This window comes from Sphingobacterium sp. (assembly GCF_039596235.1).
In the GTDB taxonomy this organism is placed as follows: domain Bacteria; phylum Bacteroidota; class Bacteroidia; order Sphingobacteriales; family Sphingobacteriaceae; genus Sphingobacterium.
The window spans coordinates 233,551-250,490 of record NZ_JBCNKE010000003.1; the positions used below are offsets into that span (position 1 = coordinate 233,551).

At 38.5% G+C, this 16,940-nt stretch carries 18 protein-coding genes and 1 tRNA gene; 7 read left to right on the plus strand and 12 right to left on the minus strand.

From position 1 onward, the window contains the following. Window positions 1-23: 23 nt before the first annotated feature. Together ABDW32_RS08430 and ABDW32_RS08435 are read left to right on the plus strand one after the other, a co-directional pair. Window positions 24-1,001 carry an ROK family protein gene (locus ABDW32_RS08430; RefSeq protein ID WP_343561341.1) on the plus strand — a complete coding sequence of 326 codons (978 nt, stop codon included), beginning with the start codon at window positions 24-26 and terminating at the stop codon, window positions 999-1,001. Window positions 1,002-1,095: 94 nt separating this feature from the next. After that, window positions 1,096-1,479, plus strand: coding sequence for a hypothetical protein (locus ABDW32_RS08435; protein ID WP_343561343.1), 384 nt, complete (start codon window positions 1,096-1,098; stop codon window positions 1,477-1,479). A gap of 177 nt (window positions 1,480-1,656) precedes the next feature. Here ABDW32_RS08435 and ABDW32_RS08440 read toward each other — a convergent pair whose 3' ends face one another. The 4 genes from ABDW32_RS08440 to ABDW32_RS08455 form a co-directional block, all read right to left on the minus strand. Continuing rightward, a complete protein-coding gene (locus tag ABDW32_RS08440; RefSeq protein ID WP_343561345.1) occupies window positions 1,657-2,103 on the minus strand; it encodes a VOC family protein in 447 nt (148 codons plus the stop codon). Window positions 2,104-2,189: 86 nt separating this feature from the next. After that, window positions 2,190-2,408 (minus strand): PLDc N-terminal domain-containing protein, encoded by a 219-nt coding sequence (locus ABDW32_RS08445; protein ID WP_343561346.1) that lies wholly within the window; start codon window positions 2,406-2,408, stop codon window positions 2,190-2,192. A gap of 221 nt (window positions 2,409-2,629) precedes the next feature. Then, window positions 2,630-2,711, minus strand: a tRNA-Leu gene (locus ABDW32_RS08450). A gap of 232 nt (window positions 2,712-2,943) precedes the next feature. Next, a complete protein-coding gene (locus ABDW32_RS08455) occupies window positions 2,944-3,828 on the minus strand; it encodes an AraC family transcriptional regulator (RefSeq protein WP_343561347.1) in 885 nt (294 codons plus the stop codon). A 127-nt stretch (window positions 3,829-3,955) separates the two neighbouring features. On the opposite strand from ABDW32_RS08455, the gene ppsA reads away from it, so the two are divergent. Further along, window positions 3,956-6,388 (plus strand): phosphoenolpyruvate synthase, encoded by a 2,433-nt coding sequence (ppsA, locus tag ABDW32_RS08460; protein ID WP_343561348.1) that lies wholly within the window; start codon window positions 3,956-3,958, stop codon window positions 6,386-6,388. 343 nt (window positions 6,389-6,731) lie between these two features. Next, the gene (locus ABDW32_RS08465) at window positions 6,732-7,535 is read left to right on the plus strand and encodes a DUF1080 domain-containing protein (protein WP_343561349.1); all 804 of its coding nucleotides are present in this window, start codon (window positions 6,732-6,734) and stop codon (window positions 7,533-7,535) included. Window positions 7,536-7,682: 147 nt separating this feature from the next. On the opposite strand, the gene ABDW32_RS08470 is transcribed toward ABDW32_RS08465, so the two are convergent. Further along, window positions 7,683-8,120 (minus strand): hypothetical protein, encoded by a 438-nt coding sequence (locus tag ABDW32_RS08470; RefSeq protein WP_343561350.1) that lies wholly within the window; start codon window positions 8,118-8,120, stop codon window positions 7,683-7,685. Between the two features lie 238 nt (window positions 8,121-8,358). On the opposite strand from ABDW32_RS08470, the gene ABDW32_RS08475 reads away from it, so the two are divergent. Then, window positions 8,359-8,925 carry a sigma-70 family RNA polymerase sigma factor gene (locus ABDW32_RS08475; protein WP_343561351.1) on the plus strand — a complete coding sequence of 189 codons (567 nt, stop codon included), beginning with the start codon at window positions 8,359-8,361 and terminating at the stop codon, window positions 8,923-8,925. Between the two features lie 2 nt (window positions 8,926-8,927). Beyond that, window positions 8,928-9,761, plus strand: coding sequence for an anti-sigma factor (locus ABDW32_RS08480; RefSeq protein WP_343561352.1), 834 nt, complete (start codon window positions 8,928-8,930; stop codon window positions 9,759-9,761). Between the two features lie 63 nt (window positions 9,762-9,824). Here the strand turns inward: ABDW32_RS08480 and ABDW32_RS08485 are convergent, their stop codons facing one another. Together ABDW32_RS08485 and ABDW32_RS08490 are read right to left on the minus strand one after the other, a co-directional pair. Next, entirely contained in the window at window positions 9,825-10,658 is an 834-nt protein-coding gene (locus ABDW32_RS08485; protein ID WP_343561353.1) for a ferritin-like domain-containing protein, read from the minus strand. Window positions 10,659-10,679: 21 nt separating this feature from the next. Then, window positions 10,680-11,402 carry a ferritin-like domain-containing protein gene (locus tag ABDW32_RS08490; protein WP_343561354.1) on the minus strand — a complete coding sequence of 241 codons (723 nt, stop codon included), beginning with the start codon at window positions 11,400-11,402 and terminating at the stop codon, window positions 10,680-10,682. 387 nt (window positions 11,403-11,789) lie between these two features. Here ABDW32_RS08490 and ABDW32_RS08495 point away from each other — a divergent pair, with 387 nt between their 5' ends. Next, entirely contained in the window at window positions 11,790-12,119 is a 330-nt protein-coding gene (locus ABDW32_RS08495; RefSeq protein WP_343561355.1) for a hypothetical protein, read from the plus strand. Window positions 12,120-12,186: 67 nt separating this feature from the next. On the opposite strand, the gene ABDW32_RS08500 is transcribed toward ABDW32_RS08495, so the two are convergent. From ABDW32_RS08500 to ABDW32_RS08520, 5 genes are all read right to left on the minus strand, one after another. Further along, window positions 12,187-13,341, minus strand: coding sequence for a TlpA disulfide reductase family protein (locus ABDW32_RS08500; protein ID WP_343561356.1), 1,155 nt, complete (start codon window positions 13,339-13,341; stop codon window positions 12,187-12,189). 99 nt (window positions 13,342-13,440) lie between these two features. Beyond that, window positions 13,441-14,394: a hypothetical protein gene (locus ABDW32_RS08505; RefSeq protein ID WP_343561357.1), complete on the minus strand. Its 954-nt coding sequence runs from the start codon at window positions 14,392-14,394 to the stop codon at window positions 13,441-13,443. A 401-nt stretch (window positions 14,395-14,795) separates the two neighbouring features. Further along, window positions 14,796-15,173 carry a nuclear transport factor 2 family protein gene (locus ABDW32_RS08510; RefSeq protein WP_343561358.1) on the minus strand — a complete coding sequence of 126 codons (378 nt, stop codon included), beginning with the start codon at window positions 15,171-15,173 and terminating at the stop codon, window positions 14,796-14,798. 508 nt (window positions 15,174-15,681) lie between these two features. After that, window positions 15,682-16,083, minus strand: coding sequence for a hypothetical protein (locus ABDW32_RS08515; protein WP_343561359.1), 402 nt, complete (start codon window positions 16,081-16,083; stop codon window positions 15,682-15,684). 61 nt (window positions 16,084-16,144) lie between these two features. Beyond that, complete coding sequence (locus ABDW32_RS08520; RefSeq protein WP_343561361.1) at window positions 16,145-16,600, minus strand: hypothetical protein; 456 nt, start codon at window positions 16,598-16,600, stop codon at window positions 16,145-16,147. Window positions 16,601-16,940 lie beyond the last annotated feature (340 nt).

Here is a 16,940-nt window from a genome sequence, read left to right on the forward strand (position 1 = left end):
AAACTAAGAAACAAGGAATAGCAATGTCATCATTAATAGATTTATCAAAACGCGTAGCGCTGGGAATAGATATTGGAGGTACCAATACAAAATTTGGGGTGGTTAATCATCGGGGGGAAGTCCTTGAAAAAGGAAGTTTAAGAACGGATGATTATGGGCATGTTGAGGAGTTCATTGATGCTCTGTATGAGAAAGCTTATCCTTTGATCGACATGTTTGGTGGTAAAGAGAATTTTGATGGAATTGGGGTGGGGGCTCCCGATGCAAATTACTATACCGGAACAATAGACCATGCTCCAAATCTTCCCTGGAAGGGTGTGATTCGATTTAGTGATTTAATGACTGCCAAATTCAATATTCCCTGTACCATTACCAACGATGCAAATGCTGCTGCCTACGGTGAAATGCTTTTTGGCGCAGCACGTGGAATGAAGGATTTTATTATGATCACTTTGGGAACAGGTGTGGGAAGCGGTATTGTTGCTGGAGGAAAGCTTATCTACGGACACGATGGGTTTGCCGGAGAATTGGGGCATACAATTGTCAAACCTGGAGGTAGAAAACATTGGAGTACAGGATCTGAGGGAAGTTTGGAAGCATATGCCTCTGCAACGGGGATCACAATTACAGCCAAAAAAATGCGAGCGGAGTTTCCCGAATCGATGCTGAATCAATATCCAGAGGACGAGATCAATTCGAAAACTGTTCATGAATGTGCGCTACAGGGCGATCCGATAGCTATTGAAGTTTTCCGTTATACAGGACAGAAATTGGGCGAGGCCTTGGCCAACTTTGTAATGTTCTCCTCTCCCGAAGCGATTCTCCTTTTTGGAGGGGTAATAAAAGCTGGTGATTTTATTTTAAAACCCGCGAAATTACATATGGAAAGAAACCTTTTTCCCTTGTTTAGAAATAAGGTGAAACTGGTTTTTAGCGAACTGGAAGAAGCAGATGCCGCTATTCTTGGAGCAAGTGCTTTAGTTTGGGAAAGTAAGGGATAAATGTGGAAAACACAATCAAAAGGCATAATATTTGCTGAACGTAATCTTTAGAAATTGAAAAATTTCTGAACAATTAAAACACAAATTTAAATAGATGAAAAAGATTATTTTACTTTTTGTATTGCTCTGTACAGCTTTTTTTTCAAAAGCCGATCAGCTCCAGGCGCTAACTCAGGCACAGGCGGAGAAAGCCGTTGGATATCTCAAAAAAGAAGCCGTTGTTATTTTGTGGTGCAGCTGTTGTGATAATGAGACTCCAAAAAAGGTCACTGTTAATGAGGTGTTTTTTAAAAAAGATAGTGATGGGAAATATTATTCCGTCATATTAAAAGGTAGAGATGAAAATGGAAAGGATGTAGAAGAATATTTAGATCTAGCGTATGTATTTGTGAAAAAAGGCACTAAAGCAAAGAGTTTAGGCAAGGTATTAAAATTTGAGTGCGATCCCTGTACTAAACCATTTGATTGGTCCGCGTAGTTTACGGCGAACAATCATGGGCGACAGGGGCTAAAACTCGTACGAATCGATAAATGCAAAAAATCAGCATGGAATTTCCTATGCTGATTTTTTGCATTAGCACCAAATAGCTATGTATTTGCAGGAAATAGCGTATTGGACAGTATATGTTTCGCTATTAATGTTTTAAAGGATTCCTTACGCTCCCATTTTTTTATTTCCTTCAAAGTGGATCATCCATGCAATGCCGAATTTATCCTGAAAGGATGCAAATAATTCAGCAAAAAACTGTTCACCCAAAGGCATTTCTATATTTTGGGCGCCCTCTGAAAGCTTATTGTAAAGTTCTGTGGCCTCTGTCGCAGATTGTGCATCCAGCATCAGATAACTGCCAGTTCCAAAGGTCGCTTTCTGTCCGAAACTTTCCAGACAATCTGATCCCATTAGCATAACCGAATCGTTAATATGGATTGCCGTATGCATAATTTTATTCTTGTCAGCATCGGCAATAGGATGTTCAGGATCCGCTGGCATGTCGCCAAAACGATGAACGCCAATCAATGGAGTATTAAATACTGTTTTGTAAAAGTCAAATGCTTCTTCGCAATTGCCATTAAAGTTTAAATACGCGTGTAATAATGCCATGATAATATAATTTTAGTTGAATACGTCAAAGATAAAAGTACTGATGACAGCCTCTTGTCAATAGCTCGAAAAATAACTATTTATTGTTAATAAGCTTCCGGCTTTTTTGTTTCTATCATCCAGTATAAGATACTGCCTATAATATTGAAAAGAAAAACAATCACTATCCATAGAATCTTCTTATCGCTGGCAAATCTATCGTTTGTAATAATACTGTAGAGCGTATAAATGACCAGGCATTGTGGAATAAAAAAGAGGATAAGAATTAGTTCTCGTGCTCCGATATTTAGAAATAATAGATCCATATTTAAAATTGGTTATCGCTTAATACTTAGTTTTTAAGCGAATAGCATTAATACCAATATAATGAATTTATTTTTGTAATTATTTGCTTTATTGTGATTTATGGTAATTCCAAATATCTTATTGAATAGGAGATAGATTCCGGCTGTAGAAGTGAATTCGGGTAATTCAGATATTCTAAAATAAAAATCCTCCTGAGTTTGTATACTGAGGAGGATTTTTGTGCGGAAGAAGGGACTCGAACCCCCACGCCTCGCGGCGCCAGATCCTAAGTCTGGTGCGGCTACCAATTACGCCACTTCCGCATTAGGATTTCTTTTGATGCAGCAAATATATAAAGCTAAGCTATATCTTGCAAGTATTCTGCTGATATTCGTTGTACAGGGCACATTATGAGCTAGATATTTTTAAAATAGCTTCTTTAACCTTTGATCATACCTTCAGGCTTTCTGATGAAGTCTGGCGAATTTTTCCCTTGTAATCCTTATGGTGAGTTGTCTATGGGTGTCAAGATTTATCTATTTATGCCAATACTTCTTATTGTCTATGCTCCTGCCGATAGGCAATCGGAGATTTTCCGGTTTGCTGTTTAAAATAGCGATTGAAGTTTGAAAGATTGTTAAATCCTGAGCTTGTACAGATGGCAGAAACACTCTCGTTTCCGTCACGCAATAGCTTACAGGCATGTTCGATTCTGACTTCAATAAGAAAATCAAAATAGCTTCGCCCTGTACGAGATTTGAAATAGTGACAGAAAGCATTTGGAACCATGTATACTATGCCTGCGATGTCGCTTAATTTTATGTCTTTGTAAAAATTGTCCATAGTGTATAGATAGATTCTACTTAAACGTGTTTCGTCTATTTTCTTAAAAGGCCTGACATCCTTACTTGTGTAGCTATCGGGGATATTCTTGTTAGCACTGATTTCATTAATGAGCAATAGTAGCAAGGGAAGCTGTTCGTAGCTTTCGCAGCTTTCTAGCCGTTTGAGCGTCCTTATTGCGCGCGTTTTTGTTCGCCCTTCTAATTGCAATCCGACCTTTGAAGCTGTCAGCAATTTACTTAGCAGTTTGTTTTCAGAAAGATTCAGGAAATCATGTCCTAATCTGTAAGGATCAAAATGTAATGTCAATAGTTTGAGCGGCACTGGCGTCCTGCCGTGCTTCATCGCGTAATCATAATAGCGGTTCGTTTCAAATTTGAACATATGCGGGGTATTAGCCCCAATAAGGATTATTGTTCCGCTAGAAATTCTTTTGGAAGATTGACCCATCGAAAAAGTTCCCTGACCCGATATGATATAGATCAGCTCTAGCTCACGGTGGCTGTGGAAGCTGTTAGCAGCATGATAAACATCGGCGCTTGCTAAGGTGAAGATTGAATTTTTCGTTAGGATTGTCTGTCCAAAGTAGTTTTCCATTTATATAATATAAATACGAATATGATTATGTTGTAAATAAAATTATTAAAATAATATCAGTTTGTCTTAATATTTAACAAATGACTTCAAAAAATGAGGCCTAACTTCGTGTAAAATAATTTGTATAATGAACGACAACAGATTTACAATGCGCCTGATTGAAGCCTCTATAGAGGACATTGATCTGGTGGGAGGGAAGAGTGCTTCTCTAGGCGAAATGTTACAGCATTTAAAACCTTTAGGGGTAAATATTCCGGATGGATTTATTGTGACCAGTAAGGCTTACTTTCAATTTATCACCGACAATCAACTAGATCAGAAGATTAAGGACATACTGAAGGATGTTGACAGTACAAACCTGCGGGAGCTGACCACTTGTGGGTATAAAATAAGAACTTTGATTCAGCAAGGTATTTTCTCCACAGTGATGGAGGCGGAAATTCTCGCAGCCTACCAAGCGCTTATCGGTTTAGAAAATATGGAGGACTTGGGGGTCGCGGTCCGTTCGTCTGCTACTGCAGAAGATCTGCCTGACGCCTCCTTTGCAGGTCAACAGGATACTTATTTAAACATTAGGGGGCAGCAGGATCTGTTGATGGCGATTAAAAATTGTTTTGCATCGCTTTTCACGGACAGGGCGATCAGTTATCGGGAAGCGTTTAACTTTGGACATTTTAACATAGGGCTTTCCGTATGTATTCAACAGATGGTGCGCTCCGACTTAGGGAGTTCGGGAGTCGCTTTCTCTATTGATACAGAAAGTGGTTTTAAAGAAGCCGTGATTATAAATGGATCTTATGGACTGGGAGAACTCATCGTTCAGGGCGTAGTGAATCCCGATGAATTTATTGTATATAAACCCTTGCTGAAAAGAGGCTATGCATCGATTGTAGAAAAGAAACTGGGAAGCAAACAATTACAGATGATCTACAGTGCTTCGCAAAACGAAAAGGTGAAGGTGATAGATACGCCAGGAGAAAGCGCAAAACGGTTTTGTCTAAGTGATGCGCAGATTCTTCTGTTATCCAAATGGGTGTGTATAATTGAAGAGTATTATACAGCACTCAAAGGAAAATGGTGTCCTATGGATATAGAATGGGCCCTTGACGGTCTGAAAGGTGATCTATACATCGTTCAGGCTAGACCTGAAACGATTCATTCATTAAAAAGATCCAGCTGCATCACAGAATATAGGATCAATGCAAAAAACAGATCATCTCAGATTCTACTTAAGGGTACCGCGGTGGGAGACAAGGTTGCTTCGGGGAGAGTTCATAATTTCAAAGGTATCGATAAACAAAATATACAAGAGATAAATTTTAATACCGGTGATATTATGGTCGCGGAGATAACTGATCCGGACTGGGAACCGATTATGAAAAAGGCCGCCGCAATAATTACCAATAAAGGTGGCCGAACATGCCATGCGGCCATTGTAGCACGCGAATTGGGGGTGCCTGCGATTGTAGGCTGTGACGGGGCGACCGAGATGCTGCTTACAGGACAGGAAATAACCGTTTCATGTGCTGAGGGTGATACAGGGATAATTTATAAAGGAATAATTCCATATAGTAAGCATGAGCATAATCTTTCGGACTTACCTGATGTGGGTACGCCCGTAATGATGAATATCGGATCGCCGGATATCGCTTTTCAGTATGCGGGTTATCCAGCGAAAGGAGTAGGGTTGGCGCGGGAAGAATTTATTATCAATAACTATATCAAAATTCATCCGATGGCGTTATTAAAACACCGGGAGCTAAATGATATGGAATTGAGCAGCTACATTCGCTCGCTTATTGCTGGTTATGCAGACGAAGAACAGTATTTTATTGAAAAACTATCCTATGGAATAGGGAAAATCGCTTCAGCTTATTATCCGAACAAGGTAATTGTTCGTTTCTCAGATTTTAAAACCAATGAGTATTATAATATGCCTGGTGGAAAGTACTTTGAACCGGGAGAGGAAAATCCGATGATCGGTTGGAGAGGAGCTTCGAGATACTATTCAGCGGCGTACAAAGAGGCCTTTGGGATGGAATGTAAGGCGATAAAAAAGGTTCGCGAAATAATGGGGCTCGACAATGTGGTGGTTATGATCCCGTTTTGCCGTACAGTAGATGAGTTATTGCGGGTCTATCAGGTGATGGAGGAATATGGTCTTAGACGGGGGCAAAACGGGCTGGAAGTATATTTGATGGCTGAAGTTCCTTCAAACATTATCCTCGCTGAAGAATTCGCCCGCCATATCGACGGTTTCTCCATCGGATCGAATGACCTTACACAGCTGGTGCTTGGATTGGATCGCGACTCAGCCTTGGTTTCCGATCTATACAATGAACGCAATGCTGCGGTCAAAATAATGATTGCGAACCTTATTCGCACGGCAAAGAGACAGGGAGTCAAGGTAGGCATCTGTGGTCAAGGCCCATCCGATTATCCAGATTTTGCCCAGTTTCTGGTTGAAGAGGGTATAGATTCAATTTCCGTTACCCCCGATTCCTATATGAAAACAGTGAAAGCTGTCAAAGAAATCGAAGAGAGATTAGTCGCCTATTAATGCAAAAAACTCCCGGGATTACTATCTCGGGAGTACCTCTTTGTGGAAGATATATTGTAACGAATTCTCGGGAGGTTTCATGAGCCCCGGTAGATTTACAGTCTTTGTTAAGTTGAAGCGACCTTAAGCGGTAGGTCGATCAGCGATGATTCTGGTATGTGCTCAGAGACAGCATTATTTTAAATTATGTAATTATCGCTGCTTTTTATAGAAAGACTTTCCCAAATGCTAACGGCATTCGAAGTTTTTTTTGTGCTGTTGCTCATAGTAATTAAAAATGAACAATGAAGCTTAATGGAATATATTGTATCTTGCTATACAATTTAAACCAAATAAGTATTAAATGAAAAGATTGATCTATATAATCTCAGCCGTTATTCTGCTGTTGGAGGGCTGCATAGGAATAAAAGAGAATCAGGATAGGAACGAAGCTTGGCAATCATTATTCAATGGTAAAGATATTAAAGATTGGTTTGTCAAAATTCATCACCACGAAGTAGGTGTTAACTATGGAAATACGTTTAGGGTGGAAGATGGGATTATCAAAATCAGGTACGATCAATACGATGACTTCAATGACCAGTTTGGTCATTTATATTATAAAACGCCCTTTTCGTATTATCACTTAAAATTTGAGTATAGGTTTGTAGGGGAACTTCATAAAGGAGCTCCTTCTTACACGCTACGCAATAGCGGTATTATGTTTCATTCACAGGATCCCCGGACAATGTTGAAAGAACAGGATTGGCCGATTTCTGTAGAAATGCAACTTTTAGGCGGATTAAGTGATGGCCAGCCTCGTCCTACGGGAAATATGTGTTCTCCAGGAACCAATGTTGTTTATCAAGGTAAGATAGCCGCTTCACATTGTATAAATTCAACGTCCAAGACTTACGATGGTGATCAATGGGTTAAAGGCGAATTAATTGTATTGGGTGATTCACTGATCAAACACATCATTAATGGTGACACGGTTCTTGAATACGCAAAGCCGCAGATCGGGGGCGGGATTGCGAACGGTTACGACCCTAAAATGAAAATTGACGGTAAGTTGTTGAGCAGTGGATTTATCGCCTTACAGAGCGAAGGTCAACCTGTAGACTTCCGGAATATCTGGATCAAAGAACTGCCTAGATCAAGCAGGTAGGATGTCCGGCCGCTAGATGACTGTATCAATGTTGTATTCCAAATATCGAATGACGGATACTCCTTATCAATTAGAAGGATGCTTATCAGCGAATTCTAAAGAAATACAGAAGGGGGTGATATCACCATATAGTGTGAAACAGGTCTTTTATTTTTTTTGTACTGTGATAACAATCTTATAATTTCCTTTCAGTTCTTTTGCTCCGTGTTCCGCTGTGGGGTAAGGAGCTACATTTTGTAATGCAACAGTATACCCGTTAAGATTAGTCTGCTTCTGGTATCCTCTGGCTTGCATATCGGTTGTAGCAAGACTCAGGATAATAGGCTTGGCCGCCTTTTCCGATATTTCAATTTCGGCAACTGCAACTCCCGCCCATATACAGTCTACCCCTTTAGGACAACGGCTTTCTTCTAAAATACCATTGAACTTAATTTGCAAAGGATATTCTTTCAACATTTTTTGTTGGCTTTCAGATAGCTCTATACGCTCGGTAGCTTCTTCATTTGCTTTAATATTCTTTTGCGAAGTACAACTTATCAGACTGTAGATTCCTAAGCTCAAAATAAGAACTTTATGTAACATCATTTTTTTTTGAATTCAACTTATACAAAGTTGAGTAATTATTATTAAATGAGGCGATTTTAAATGATATTTTGAAAAATATTCGCCGTACACACTGCCCTATCGGAGATCAATAAATCTTAAAAAGCAGACCATGGATTAGGTATTTATTTGGCTCATCAGGTATTTTAACTGGTTTTATCTGAACGGCTTGATTTTTAAACTTATAATTTCCATCTTTATTACGTTATAAACGTAAAATTTGAGTCCATTACATAACCTTCCCGAAGAGACACTGATTCTTTTATTGAAAAAAAAGAACCAACAGGCTTTTAGTTATCTCTATGACAACTATTCAGAAGCACTCTATGGAGTTGTGTGCCGTATTGTAGCTTCGGCTGAACATGCGGAGGAAGTCATACAGGATGTATTTGTAAAGGTTTGGAAACACGTTGATCTTTTTGACCCTGAAAAAGGTAGGCTCTATACCTGGATGATCAATATCGCCCGAAATACTGCATTAGACTACCGAAAATCCAAGGCTGTGCTAAATGAACAGAAAAACCAACCGCTTTCAAATATCGTAAATAGTAAGGAAGAACTGGATCAGACTCAAATCGAACAAAATGTTAAAGCAGATTTTATTGGATTCAGAAATATTTTGGATAAATTAAGGCCTGAATGGCGTATCTTAATTGAAATGGCATACTATGAAGGCTATACGCAACAGGAAATTGCCGAACAGCTTGACGTCCCTTTAGGGACGGTCAAAACACGTACCAGAGCTGCATTTTTACAGCTACAACAATTATTAAAGGAGTATCGTTAGTTTTGGATATTAAAGCATACATATCGTCAGGGATTATTGAATCATATGTTTTAGGGCTTGCATCGGAAGAGGAAGTGAGCATCTTGAACTGCATTCGAAAAAATAATGTCGAAGTGGAACAGGCCATCGCCGAAGCGGAGAAAACGCTTGAAGATTTGGCTGATATCCAAGCGATGACTATGCATGTATATCTAAAAGAGGATATTTGGAATAAGCTAAATGCAGAAAACCTAGCTGCTTCCGATCCTTCACCAGCGGAGCAAGAGAACAGATCGGATATTAACACGGAACCGCTCGTCAACGATGAATTGGGAAATAAAACAGTGCTTTCTAAGTCTTATAGCTGGGGAATTGCTGCAAGTGTTTTGCTTGTGCTCAGTGTTGGTACAAATGTACTGTTGTATCAGCAAACGAATAAAGTGAGGGAACAATTGACTCAAACAAGTTTGTCGTTTGACCAACAGCAAGCGAACCTGGCTCGTCTGCAGGACAAATGGCGTCTTGTACAAAATCCCGCCGTTAAAACAATTCCGCTAAAAGGGGTCGAAAATAAACCCAATCTCCAAGCGTTGGTATTTTGGGATCAGGTCTCCAAAACAGTTTACCTAAGTCTTGAGCAGATGCCTACCGTACCAAAAGGTAAGCAATATCAATTGTGGGCCATGGTGGATGGTAAGCCGGTGAATGCTGGTGTATTTCCATTGGATGCAAAAGCAGATGGTGCAAGCAAAATGCTAGACATCCCCAAAGCGCAAGCTTTTGCGATCACACTCGAGGATGAGGGTGGCAAAGATGTACCTACGCTCAGTGAACTTTGTGTGATGGGGGGGATCTAAAAAAAATGCCCTGATTCGATAAACAAATCAGGACATGCTAAACAGATAAACTACGTTTTTTTGTTATGCTTTAATAAATAAACCTGCAATATTAAGTACAGCTTCTGCAGCAAGTGGTTCGTCAAATGCTTGGGTAGCGGCATTTGATGAAATTTTTCCCATATTACCAGAGAGGCTTGTGATGTCCACTCCAGCTTGTGTAATATTGTTTTCACCAGCATATATAGGGTCTACAACTGCGCCGATACCGGTATCATTGCTTCCTGTGATCCAAGGTTTTTGATCGGCTGCGGCACCGCCACGGGCACGCCGCATCTGGCGGATGTGGGCGGCATGTCTCGCTTCGACTGAGTGGATCTGTAAAGCCGCTGTCAGTACAACCCGATTGCCGAGGAGTATTCCAGCTTGCCCTTTATATGCCCGCACGCCAGTATCTTCAAATGCTTGTGCTACAGCTAGGAAAGTGTCGTAATTACTAAAGACATTACCAAAAGTGCCTCCAGCGGTAAAATCAAATGTGGGCTTAGAAACAGCTTTATTGCCCAGTACCTGTTTGAGGAAATTGACATGGGCAATTTCATGGTCACGTATGCTGCTGATGGCAGCAAGGGGTTTGCCCGACGGAATAAGACCAGTTTTAGCCACCCCCATTGTATAGTATTCCGCTTCGAGATATTCCAGGGTCAGTGCATAATTTAACACACCGTTGACGTCTGTGGGTGCAGTGGCGCCATAAGCTTTTTTAAAGAGCTCACTGATAAAAAAAGGGAGGGTCGTGACAGTGATTTTTTTGCCTATGGAAGCAAGATTTTTAATGGCTTCACGACGAGGACTGATTCGATCGCTAAATTCAGGATCTACAGTATTTATTTGTTCAAAAACATTTAAGAGATTCATGATTGTCAGATTTTAGGTGAATTAATAAGTTGGTAGATCCTTAACATCTATTTTTGATTTAATAAATGGTGCAGCAGCACTTAAAACAACGCTTGGGCTCTTGGCTAGATCAAGTCCATTGGAATCGACAACTTCCTGATTCGCAAAACTACCATTGTCGATCATATCCCTTACCCAGGCGGCATGCCGGGCCTCGACGGAAACGATTTTGCCAGCCAACAGCAGATAGTTTGGATCTTTAATCAACCAACCTGCACCATTATAGGCCGAAACACCAAGATCTTCAAATGTTTTGGCGGTAGCCAAGACAGACGCTCGACTGCTAAAATTAATTCCTGATAAGTCGAATTCAAGACTAGATATAGCTTTCGCTCCCAAAGCCATTTTGAAAAACTCGCGATGAGCAATCTCGTGATCGCGGAGATCCGTAAAGAAAGCTTTTTCCATATCCGAAATACCGGAATAAGGATTATTGACTAAGTGGATGTAAAATGCAGCCTCAAGTTGTTCCAATGCATATGCATAATTTAATATGGCAATATCTCCACTGCCAAAATACATGCCTTTACCACTATTGTCCATGTCATTATCATGGTCTTTTTTACAGCTTGTCATACCAAGTATGGCAATTGATGCTATGCTAGCACCTGTTAATTTCAGAAAATCTCTTCGTCTGAAATCCTTTTTTTCAATTTCACTATCGGAGATCGATGATAAGGCATTGTTTGATGTTATCTTTTCCATAACAAAAATTTTTTAGTTTATAATTTTTTCTGTACTTATAAGCATTTACGACTTTTTCGATTGCTTGGATTGCGGAAATCTATTTTTTTTTGATATCCTGAAAAATTGAATTAAAGAATACCACCATTTTAATCAAAAGTCCAGTTACGCGCTTTATACTTGACATTCATTAATTGAATAGAATTGTTGTTTTTCCACCTAATAGACCAAAATTTACCCCAACCCCAAGCGTATATTCTGGTAGATTTGATTCATAACTGAAATATAAACCAAATTCCGAGAGAGAAAGCAGCCGTTAATTTGAGTTGATGAACCAATCAATCAGATGTGATCGCTAATGGAAATCTTTGGAGGATTTAAAGAACCAATAGAGACAAACAGACCATTATGTTAACTGAAATCAATGCTTATATGCATCTAAAAAAATATATCAGCATCAATGAATTAGCTGATCTCGATATGAGTATTTTTTATTTTAAGAGAAGACCATTTGTCGTTATGGACATCTCCAATGAAAAGATTTATTTTAACGAGAGCGGATTGGAGTGGTTGCGCACAGAAAAACAAGATAAGCTACCAGTTCAATGGATTCGAAGTAAGTATCTCCCGACCAAAAATTGGGTAGGGTTGGCGGTGGGCAACAAAACAGATAATTTGATTTTGCAGCTGATTGATGATTATTATTTAGCGACGTACAATATGCTACTCAGGAATTAGTGGGGATTTTAACGCGATGCAAACTATTCTTGCTAATAGTTTGCATAATGAATATGGTAACTTAAATTCATTTTAAGATTTCACGAATTTTATTTTTTAATGCATTCCCTTTTAGATCTTTTGCGATTACTTTTCCATGTGGATCTATCAAAAAATTAGCGGGGATTGTTGTAATACCATATTTTTTATAAATATCACTGTCGCTAGCCTTTAAATCGGATAATTGCGTCCATGTGAGACCATCTTCTTTGACAGCTCTTTTCCAGTTATCCTCTTTACGGTCAATGGAAATACTAAGAATGGAAAAGTTTCGTTTTTTATATAATCTGTCGATTTCAATAAGGGTGGGATGCGCCTCTCGACATGGCAAGCACCAAGATGCCCAGAAATCGATCAATACAAATTGACCTTTATAGGAGGATAATTTCACAGGGTTTCCCTGGATGTCTTTTATTTCAAAGAAAGGAGCGTCGCTCCCTATTTGTATTTTCTTTTTCCCGTTGATATTATTTCTGGCGATATTTGCCTGGGGCATTCCTCTGAGTCGTTCACTCAACCCATCGAAGACCCTTTCCGTTTTATCTATTAGGCTATTTATCTTTGAAATCCGGTTGACCAGGTCGAGGCTAACATACGAATCTGGAAAGTCTCGCGCGAAATCCAATTCCTGATTTGTCCAAATGTAAAATAACGAATCTAAAATCCGTTGATTCATCTTGACCAGAAGAGTATCTTTCAATTCCTCCGCACTAAAAAAGTAAGGATCTTTTATGCGTTTGCGTTCGTCTGTGATACGGAATAGCCTTTCGTCTTTCAATTGAAGCGTTTGGTTCAATTCCGTGCCTGAGAGAATAGAATTGCTGAGTGTATCATTGCTTCTTAAAATTATTTTCCCGGATTCTAGGTAAATGCTCTTATAGTCATTTATGAAATCATAATTATGTGTAGGATTCTGATTCCTGGACAATGAAGCAGATAGGGGATAATTCCCGATTCTACCCCTAAATCGGTAAGTCTTGTGTTTGACCTTTGCTGAATCTATGATAAGTTTTCCATCTTCTTTATAGCTTAGGTAGATCATATCATTATCTGACATCGTCTTGCCACTGCCCACAATTTCAAATCGCTGCTGCGCAGAGAGAATCGTTGTACCGAATAATAAATTGATCGCAGTAAGTATGAGTATAAATCCGGTTAGCGGTAAGATTCTTACTGAATTCATTGTGTTAGCTATAGTTTTCACTTAAAAATACCTAAAATTTGATAGAATAGCTTATAGTGTAATAGTTTCTTTAATTTGAACAATCCTTACCGCTATATCCTAATCCAATTTTGAAAGTGCTTTTGAGTTCCTGAGTAAAAATACATATTGAAAATAATCTGTCGTATAGTTCGTATTGCCAGGGGTAATATTCTCGCCAAATATCCTTGATTTTACGGTAATTAGGTCTTGGGAAGTAAAATAAGGTGACTTTTGCCCATTTAGCTTAAATAATGAAATGCTATTTGGCCGACTCAGTTTCTTGAGATCGTTAATTCCTTTTACTAACATAACTGGCCCATCTGCATTTATCCAATTTACTTTTTCATCCGATGGAGTTGGGAATTGTGGATTCTTCGGAAGATACATTTCACTGTCAATAGGATAGCTTACCAAACTTGTTACTTTGAGGCCACAGTTCTTTAATTTTGCAGCGAAGGGAGTGCTGGCTGTGTCTTTTCCTTGTTGTAAAACATGAAAAAAGCCGAATAACCCATAAAGTTTTTCACCTTTCAGATGATGTATTTTGATATAGTCCGTTAGATTTTGCACCATGGCCGAATCTCTTGATACTGTCGATTTATCACTGGTAAAGCTTTTGTCGATGCCAATAACTTTGATTTTTGCAGTGTCTGCTAGTTTTTGATTATAATCATGTATTTGATCCCATTTCCGATATAATTCGATACTGGATTGTTGAGGGATACGCTTGCGTATGGCGATCACAACGTCTTTTAGTAATATCTCGTCTTTGATGGGTTTTGAAAGAAAAAGATTTAATTTGTCCGCATTTATACTATCCATCTCCGCGATATAGTACCTAATATTCAGTTTTTTATTCAAATATAAAAAGAGTTCCTTATCCAGTTTTTGGTTATCAGCATAACCGTGGATTTCCCCAAGCAAAAAAATATCCGAATTAAAGAAATTATCGTCGAATAATGTACTTGGAATACTGTCCGTGACGTCTACCTTGTGCAGGTCTAGGTAATCTGTATTTTTTTTATTTACCATCCCGATGAAAATTTTATTGGAAATGACGATATAAAAAAAAGCAAGCGAAAGAACGGTTAATATGGAAACAAATGTGAGCTTAAGAAACTTGAAAAACTTTTTCATAATTAGGATTTTGCCCAAAAATATTATTTTTCAATGATTGAAACAATAACTATTCGACTATTTAATTAAATTCATGTCGGGACAGCCTTAATATAGCCTTATGTTCGGCAAAATGGATCTAATACCTCGATCAATTAAAGGTATTATAGATGATAAAGTTTTAGAAATGAGTAATATAGGCGTATTTCTCAGAAGCCAATGAGGCAGTTTTAAGAAATCGGATCTACTGAATAAGATGGCTCAAATTACAAGCGTATAGCATCATATAGCACCTCCCAGCTGTAAGTATTTCTTTTTTATTCGGGCAATTGCATAAAACTTGCGCCAATTACTTGTAATGAACCGTTGATATGCTTCCATACCCTAAAATACCTGAATTTTCCCGCTAACGGTGCGCCCATAACTTTGCCTTTTGCAGTCATCGTAACAACAGAAAGTGCAGTATCTCCAATAATATTTATGTGATCAATTTCTGTTGAAGCTTCTTCTATAATCATTGCTTTCGATCGATGCGCATTTAAATCCATTTCTTTCGTTAGCATTTCTCCTGCTGGGGTAACCGCTATGAGGTTATCATACAAGAGTCGGTCAAGTATATCCACATTGCTTGCCTTTTGGGCAAGAAAAAGCTGATTTTCCGCTTCGGCGACGTCTTCTTTAGTGATTTTGTTCATGTTCTGATTCTATTATGAATAACATTTACTTTAAAAATAATAAATCATTATTGGTTTATGTCAATTTTACAAATTCTTTTTTGAAAGCTAGTCCCAATCAGCACAGTATCTCGCTTTAATATCGATTGGAAGCTGTTTTTCAGATAATGAATAGTATAGTGATATTTGCTAAATTATACTGAGGTATTTATATTTAAGATTTTGAAATCAAGATATGAAGTCGAAGGTAACGAAGCGATTTTTTATTCTATTATTATTGATGCTGATATTAGTAATAATTGGATTGTATATTTCTTTTCCGAATCTGGTTCTTTCTGGTTGGAGTACACTAATTATTCCGGGCTTTATACTTAAATTAACTATCATGGTAACACTATCCTGTTGTTTGCTATGGATTAGTATACTTTTCTTATCAGATAGGGCGGGCTTGCGAAGACGAGATTAAACAGGTGTTTCTTGAGCGCTATCTTTATTGAATGTCCAATTTAAGAAAGGAAACTATTGGCAGCTACATCAACAACACTTTCCATGCATCCATCACACGACCATTTTCTAACAGATCCTTTGCTTTTAAATGCAGTTGCGTGATGCGGTTTTCGATTCTTGGATCAAGCAGTTCTTTTATCTCTTCAGTATTACGAAAGGCTTCTATTTCTTCATAGGAAGGTAGCGCATGAACAAGAGCCAATAGTCCCAGATTATTTCCGGTTAACACGGTGGAATTTCTGACCTCACGAGGAAAAGCATCTACGCCGATACCTATTCCAGACTTTTCTGCTGGTTTGGCAATTTTAAATAAATTATCACCGGTCACCCTGCAGTACCAGTCGCCACCCAGACGCGCCACCAAATCTAGTTTATGCGGATCTATTTTACCATTGTTATCCAAAATAGCTTCATTGATATGCATCCGTTTCACTTCTGCAATTATCAAATTTCCAGCTCCACCGTTTTTTCCCAGTGATATTATCTCATTTCTTCAATTTTATTCCAATGCCGATCGTTAGGATCAGGAAACTGCTCAGCCATAAAAAATAGCCGGAACCTAGCGATGTGATGGCTGATTCAGATCCCGATTCGCTGGTCATAATCTTGTCCATTTGTGTGAATGCAAGCGCAATTAAGCAAGGAATGAGACTTATAAAAAATCCGGCTTTTTTGTTACGGTTTAATAGGGCGCAGATAGAAAATAGGTAGATCGGATTGGCACACCAAAATAGGAAGGGTATAATCGCTCCACCCAATGGATACATCCATCCCGTTAACACGATTAATAAGCTTTCCATCTCCTCTGGTTCGGTTTTAGGTCGCTTTACAAAGAAAGCGGGCAGCGTGAGCGAGATAATAAACAGTAATATGCTCAAAAGGATTGCAGCTTTTTCAACTGCGGACAAAAAATTAAGCCTATTGTCGATTTTCTTTAGCATATTTTCATTACCCTACTATAAGACATAGTTGTATGTTAAGGTCAAAAGTCACTTGAAAAAAATTAAATGATTAGTCGAGACCGGCTTGATGTTAAAAAATCCAAAACTGTTAAAATTCATTAGATAATATATATACAGCAAATATGAAAATAATATCTTAAAATTAATTATCTGCTGAGTTTTTAAATTTATTTTTTTACGACAGAATGTATTATTTGGCGATGGGATAGATTATTATATTCATGCATATTTTATCTAATTCTTGTTTGGTAATAGCGTTTGTGATTATTTAGGTTTAGTGGCTCCATCGATATGACTAATACTTAGCGGATGTATACTG

What these genes read in the sequence shown, in the direction of transcription:
- ABDW32_RS08430 (WP_343561341.1), top strand. Translation starts at nt 24, where the DNA reads ATGTCATCATTAATAGATTTATCAAAACGCGTAGCGCTGGGAATAGAT.
- ABDW32_RS08435 (WP_343561343.1), top strand. Translation starts at nt 1,096, where the DNA reads ATGAAAAAGATTATTTTACTTTTTGTATTGCTCTGTACAGCTTTTTTT.
- ABDW32_RS08440 (WP_343561345.1), bottom strand. Translation starts at nt 2,103, where the DNA reads ATGGCATTATTACACGCGTATTTAAACTTTAATGGCAATTGCGAAGAA.
- ABDW32_RS08445 (WP_343561346.1), bottom strand. Translation starts at nt 2,408, where the DNA reads ATGGATCTATTATTTCTAAATATCGGAGCACGAGAACTAATTCTTATC.
- ABDW32_RS08455 (WP_343561347.1), bottom strand. Translation starts at nt 3,828, where the DNA reads ATGGAAAACTACTTTGGACAGACAATCCTAACGAAAAATTCAATCTTC.
- ppsA (WP_343561348.1), top strand. Translation starts at nt 3,956, where the DNA reads ATGAACGACAACAGATTTACAATGCGCCTGATTGAAGCCTCTATAGAG.
- ABDW32_RS08465 (WP_343561349.1), top strand. Translation starts at nt 6,732, where the DNA reads ATGAAAAGATTGATCTATATAATCTCAGCCGTTATTCTGCTGTTGGAG.
- ABDW32_RS08470 (WP_343561350.1), bottom strand. Translation starts at nt 8,120, where the DNA reads ATGATGTTACATAAAGTTCTTATTTTGAGCTTAGGAATCTACAGTCTG.
- ABDW32_RS08485 (WP_343561353.1), bottom strand. Translation starts at nt 10,658, where the DNA reads ATGAATCTCTTAAATGTTTTTGAACAAATAAATACTGTAGATCCTGAA.
- ABDW32_RS08490 (WP_343561354.1), bottom strand. Translation starts at nt 11,402, where the DNA reads ATGGAAAAGATAACATCAAACAATGCCTTATCATCGATCTCCGATAGT.
- ABDW32_RS08495 (WP_343561355.1), top strand. Translation starts at nt 11,790, where the DNA reads ATGTTAACTGAAATCAATGCTTATATGCATCTAAAAAAATATATCAGC.
- ABDW32_RS08500 (WP_343561356.1), bottom strand. Translation starts at nt 13,341, where the DNA reads ATGAATTCAGTAAGAATCTTACCGCTAACCGGATTTATACTCATACTT.
- ABDW32_RS08505 (WP_343561357.1), bottom strand. Translation starts at nt 14,394, where the DNA reads ATGGTAAATAAAAAAAATACAGATTACCTAGACCTGCACAAGGTAGAC.
- ABDW32_RS08510 (WP_343561358.1), bottom strand. Translation starts at nt 15,173, where the DNA reads ATGAACAAAATCACTAAAGAAGACGTCGCCGAAGCGGAAAATCAGCTT.
- ABDW32_RS08515 (WP_343561359.1), bottom strand. Translation starts at nt 16,083, where the DNA reads ATGCATATCAATGAAGCTATTTTGGATAACAATGGTAAAATAGATCCG.
- ABDW32_RS08520 (WP_343561361.1), bottom strand. Translation starts at nt 16,600, where the DNA reads ATGCTAAAGAAAATCGACAATAGGCTTAATTTTTTGTCCGCAGTTGAA.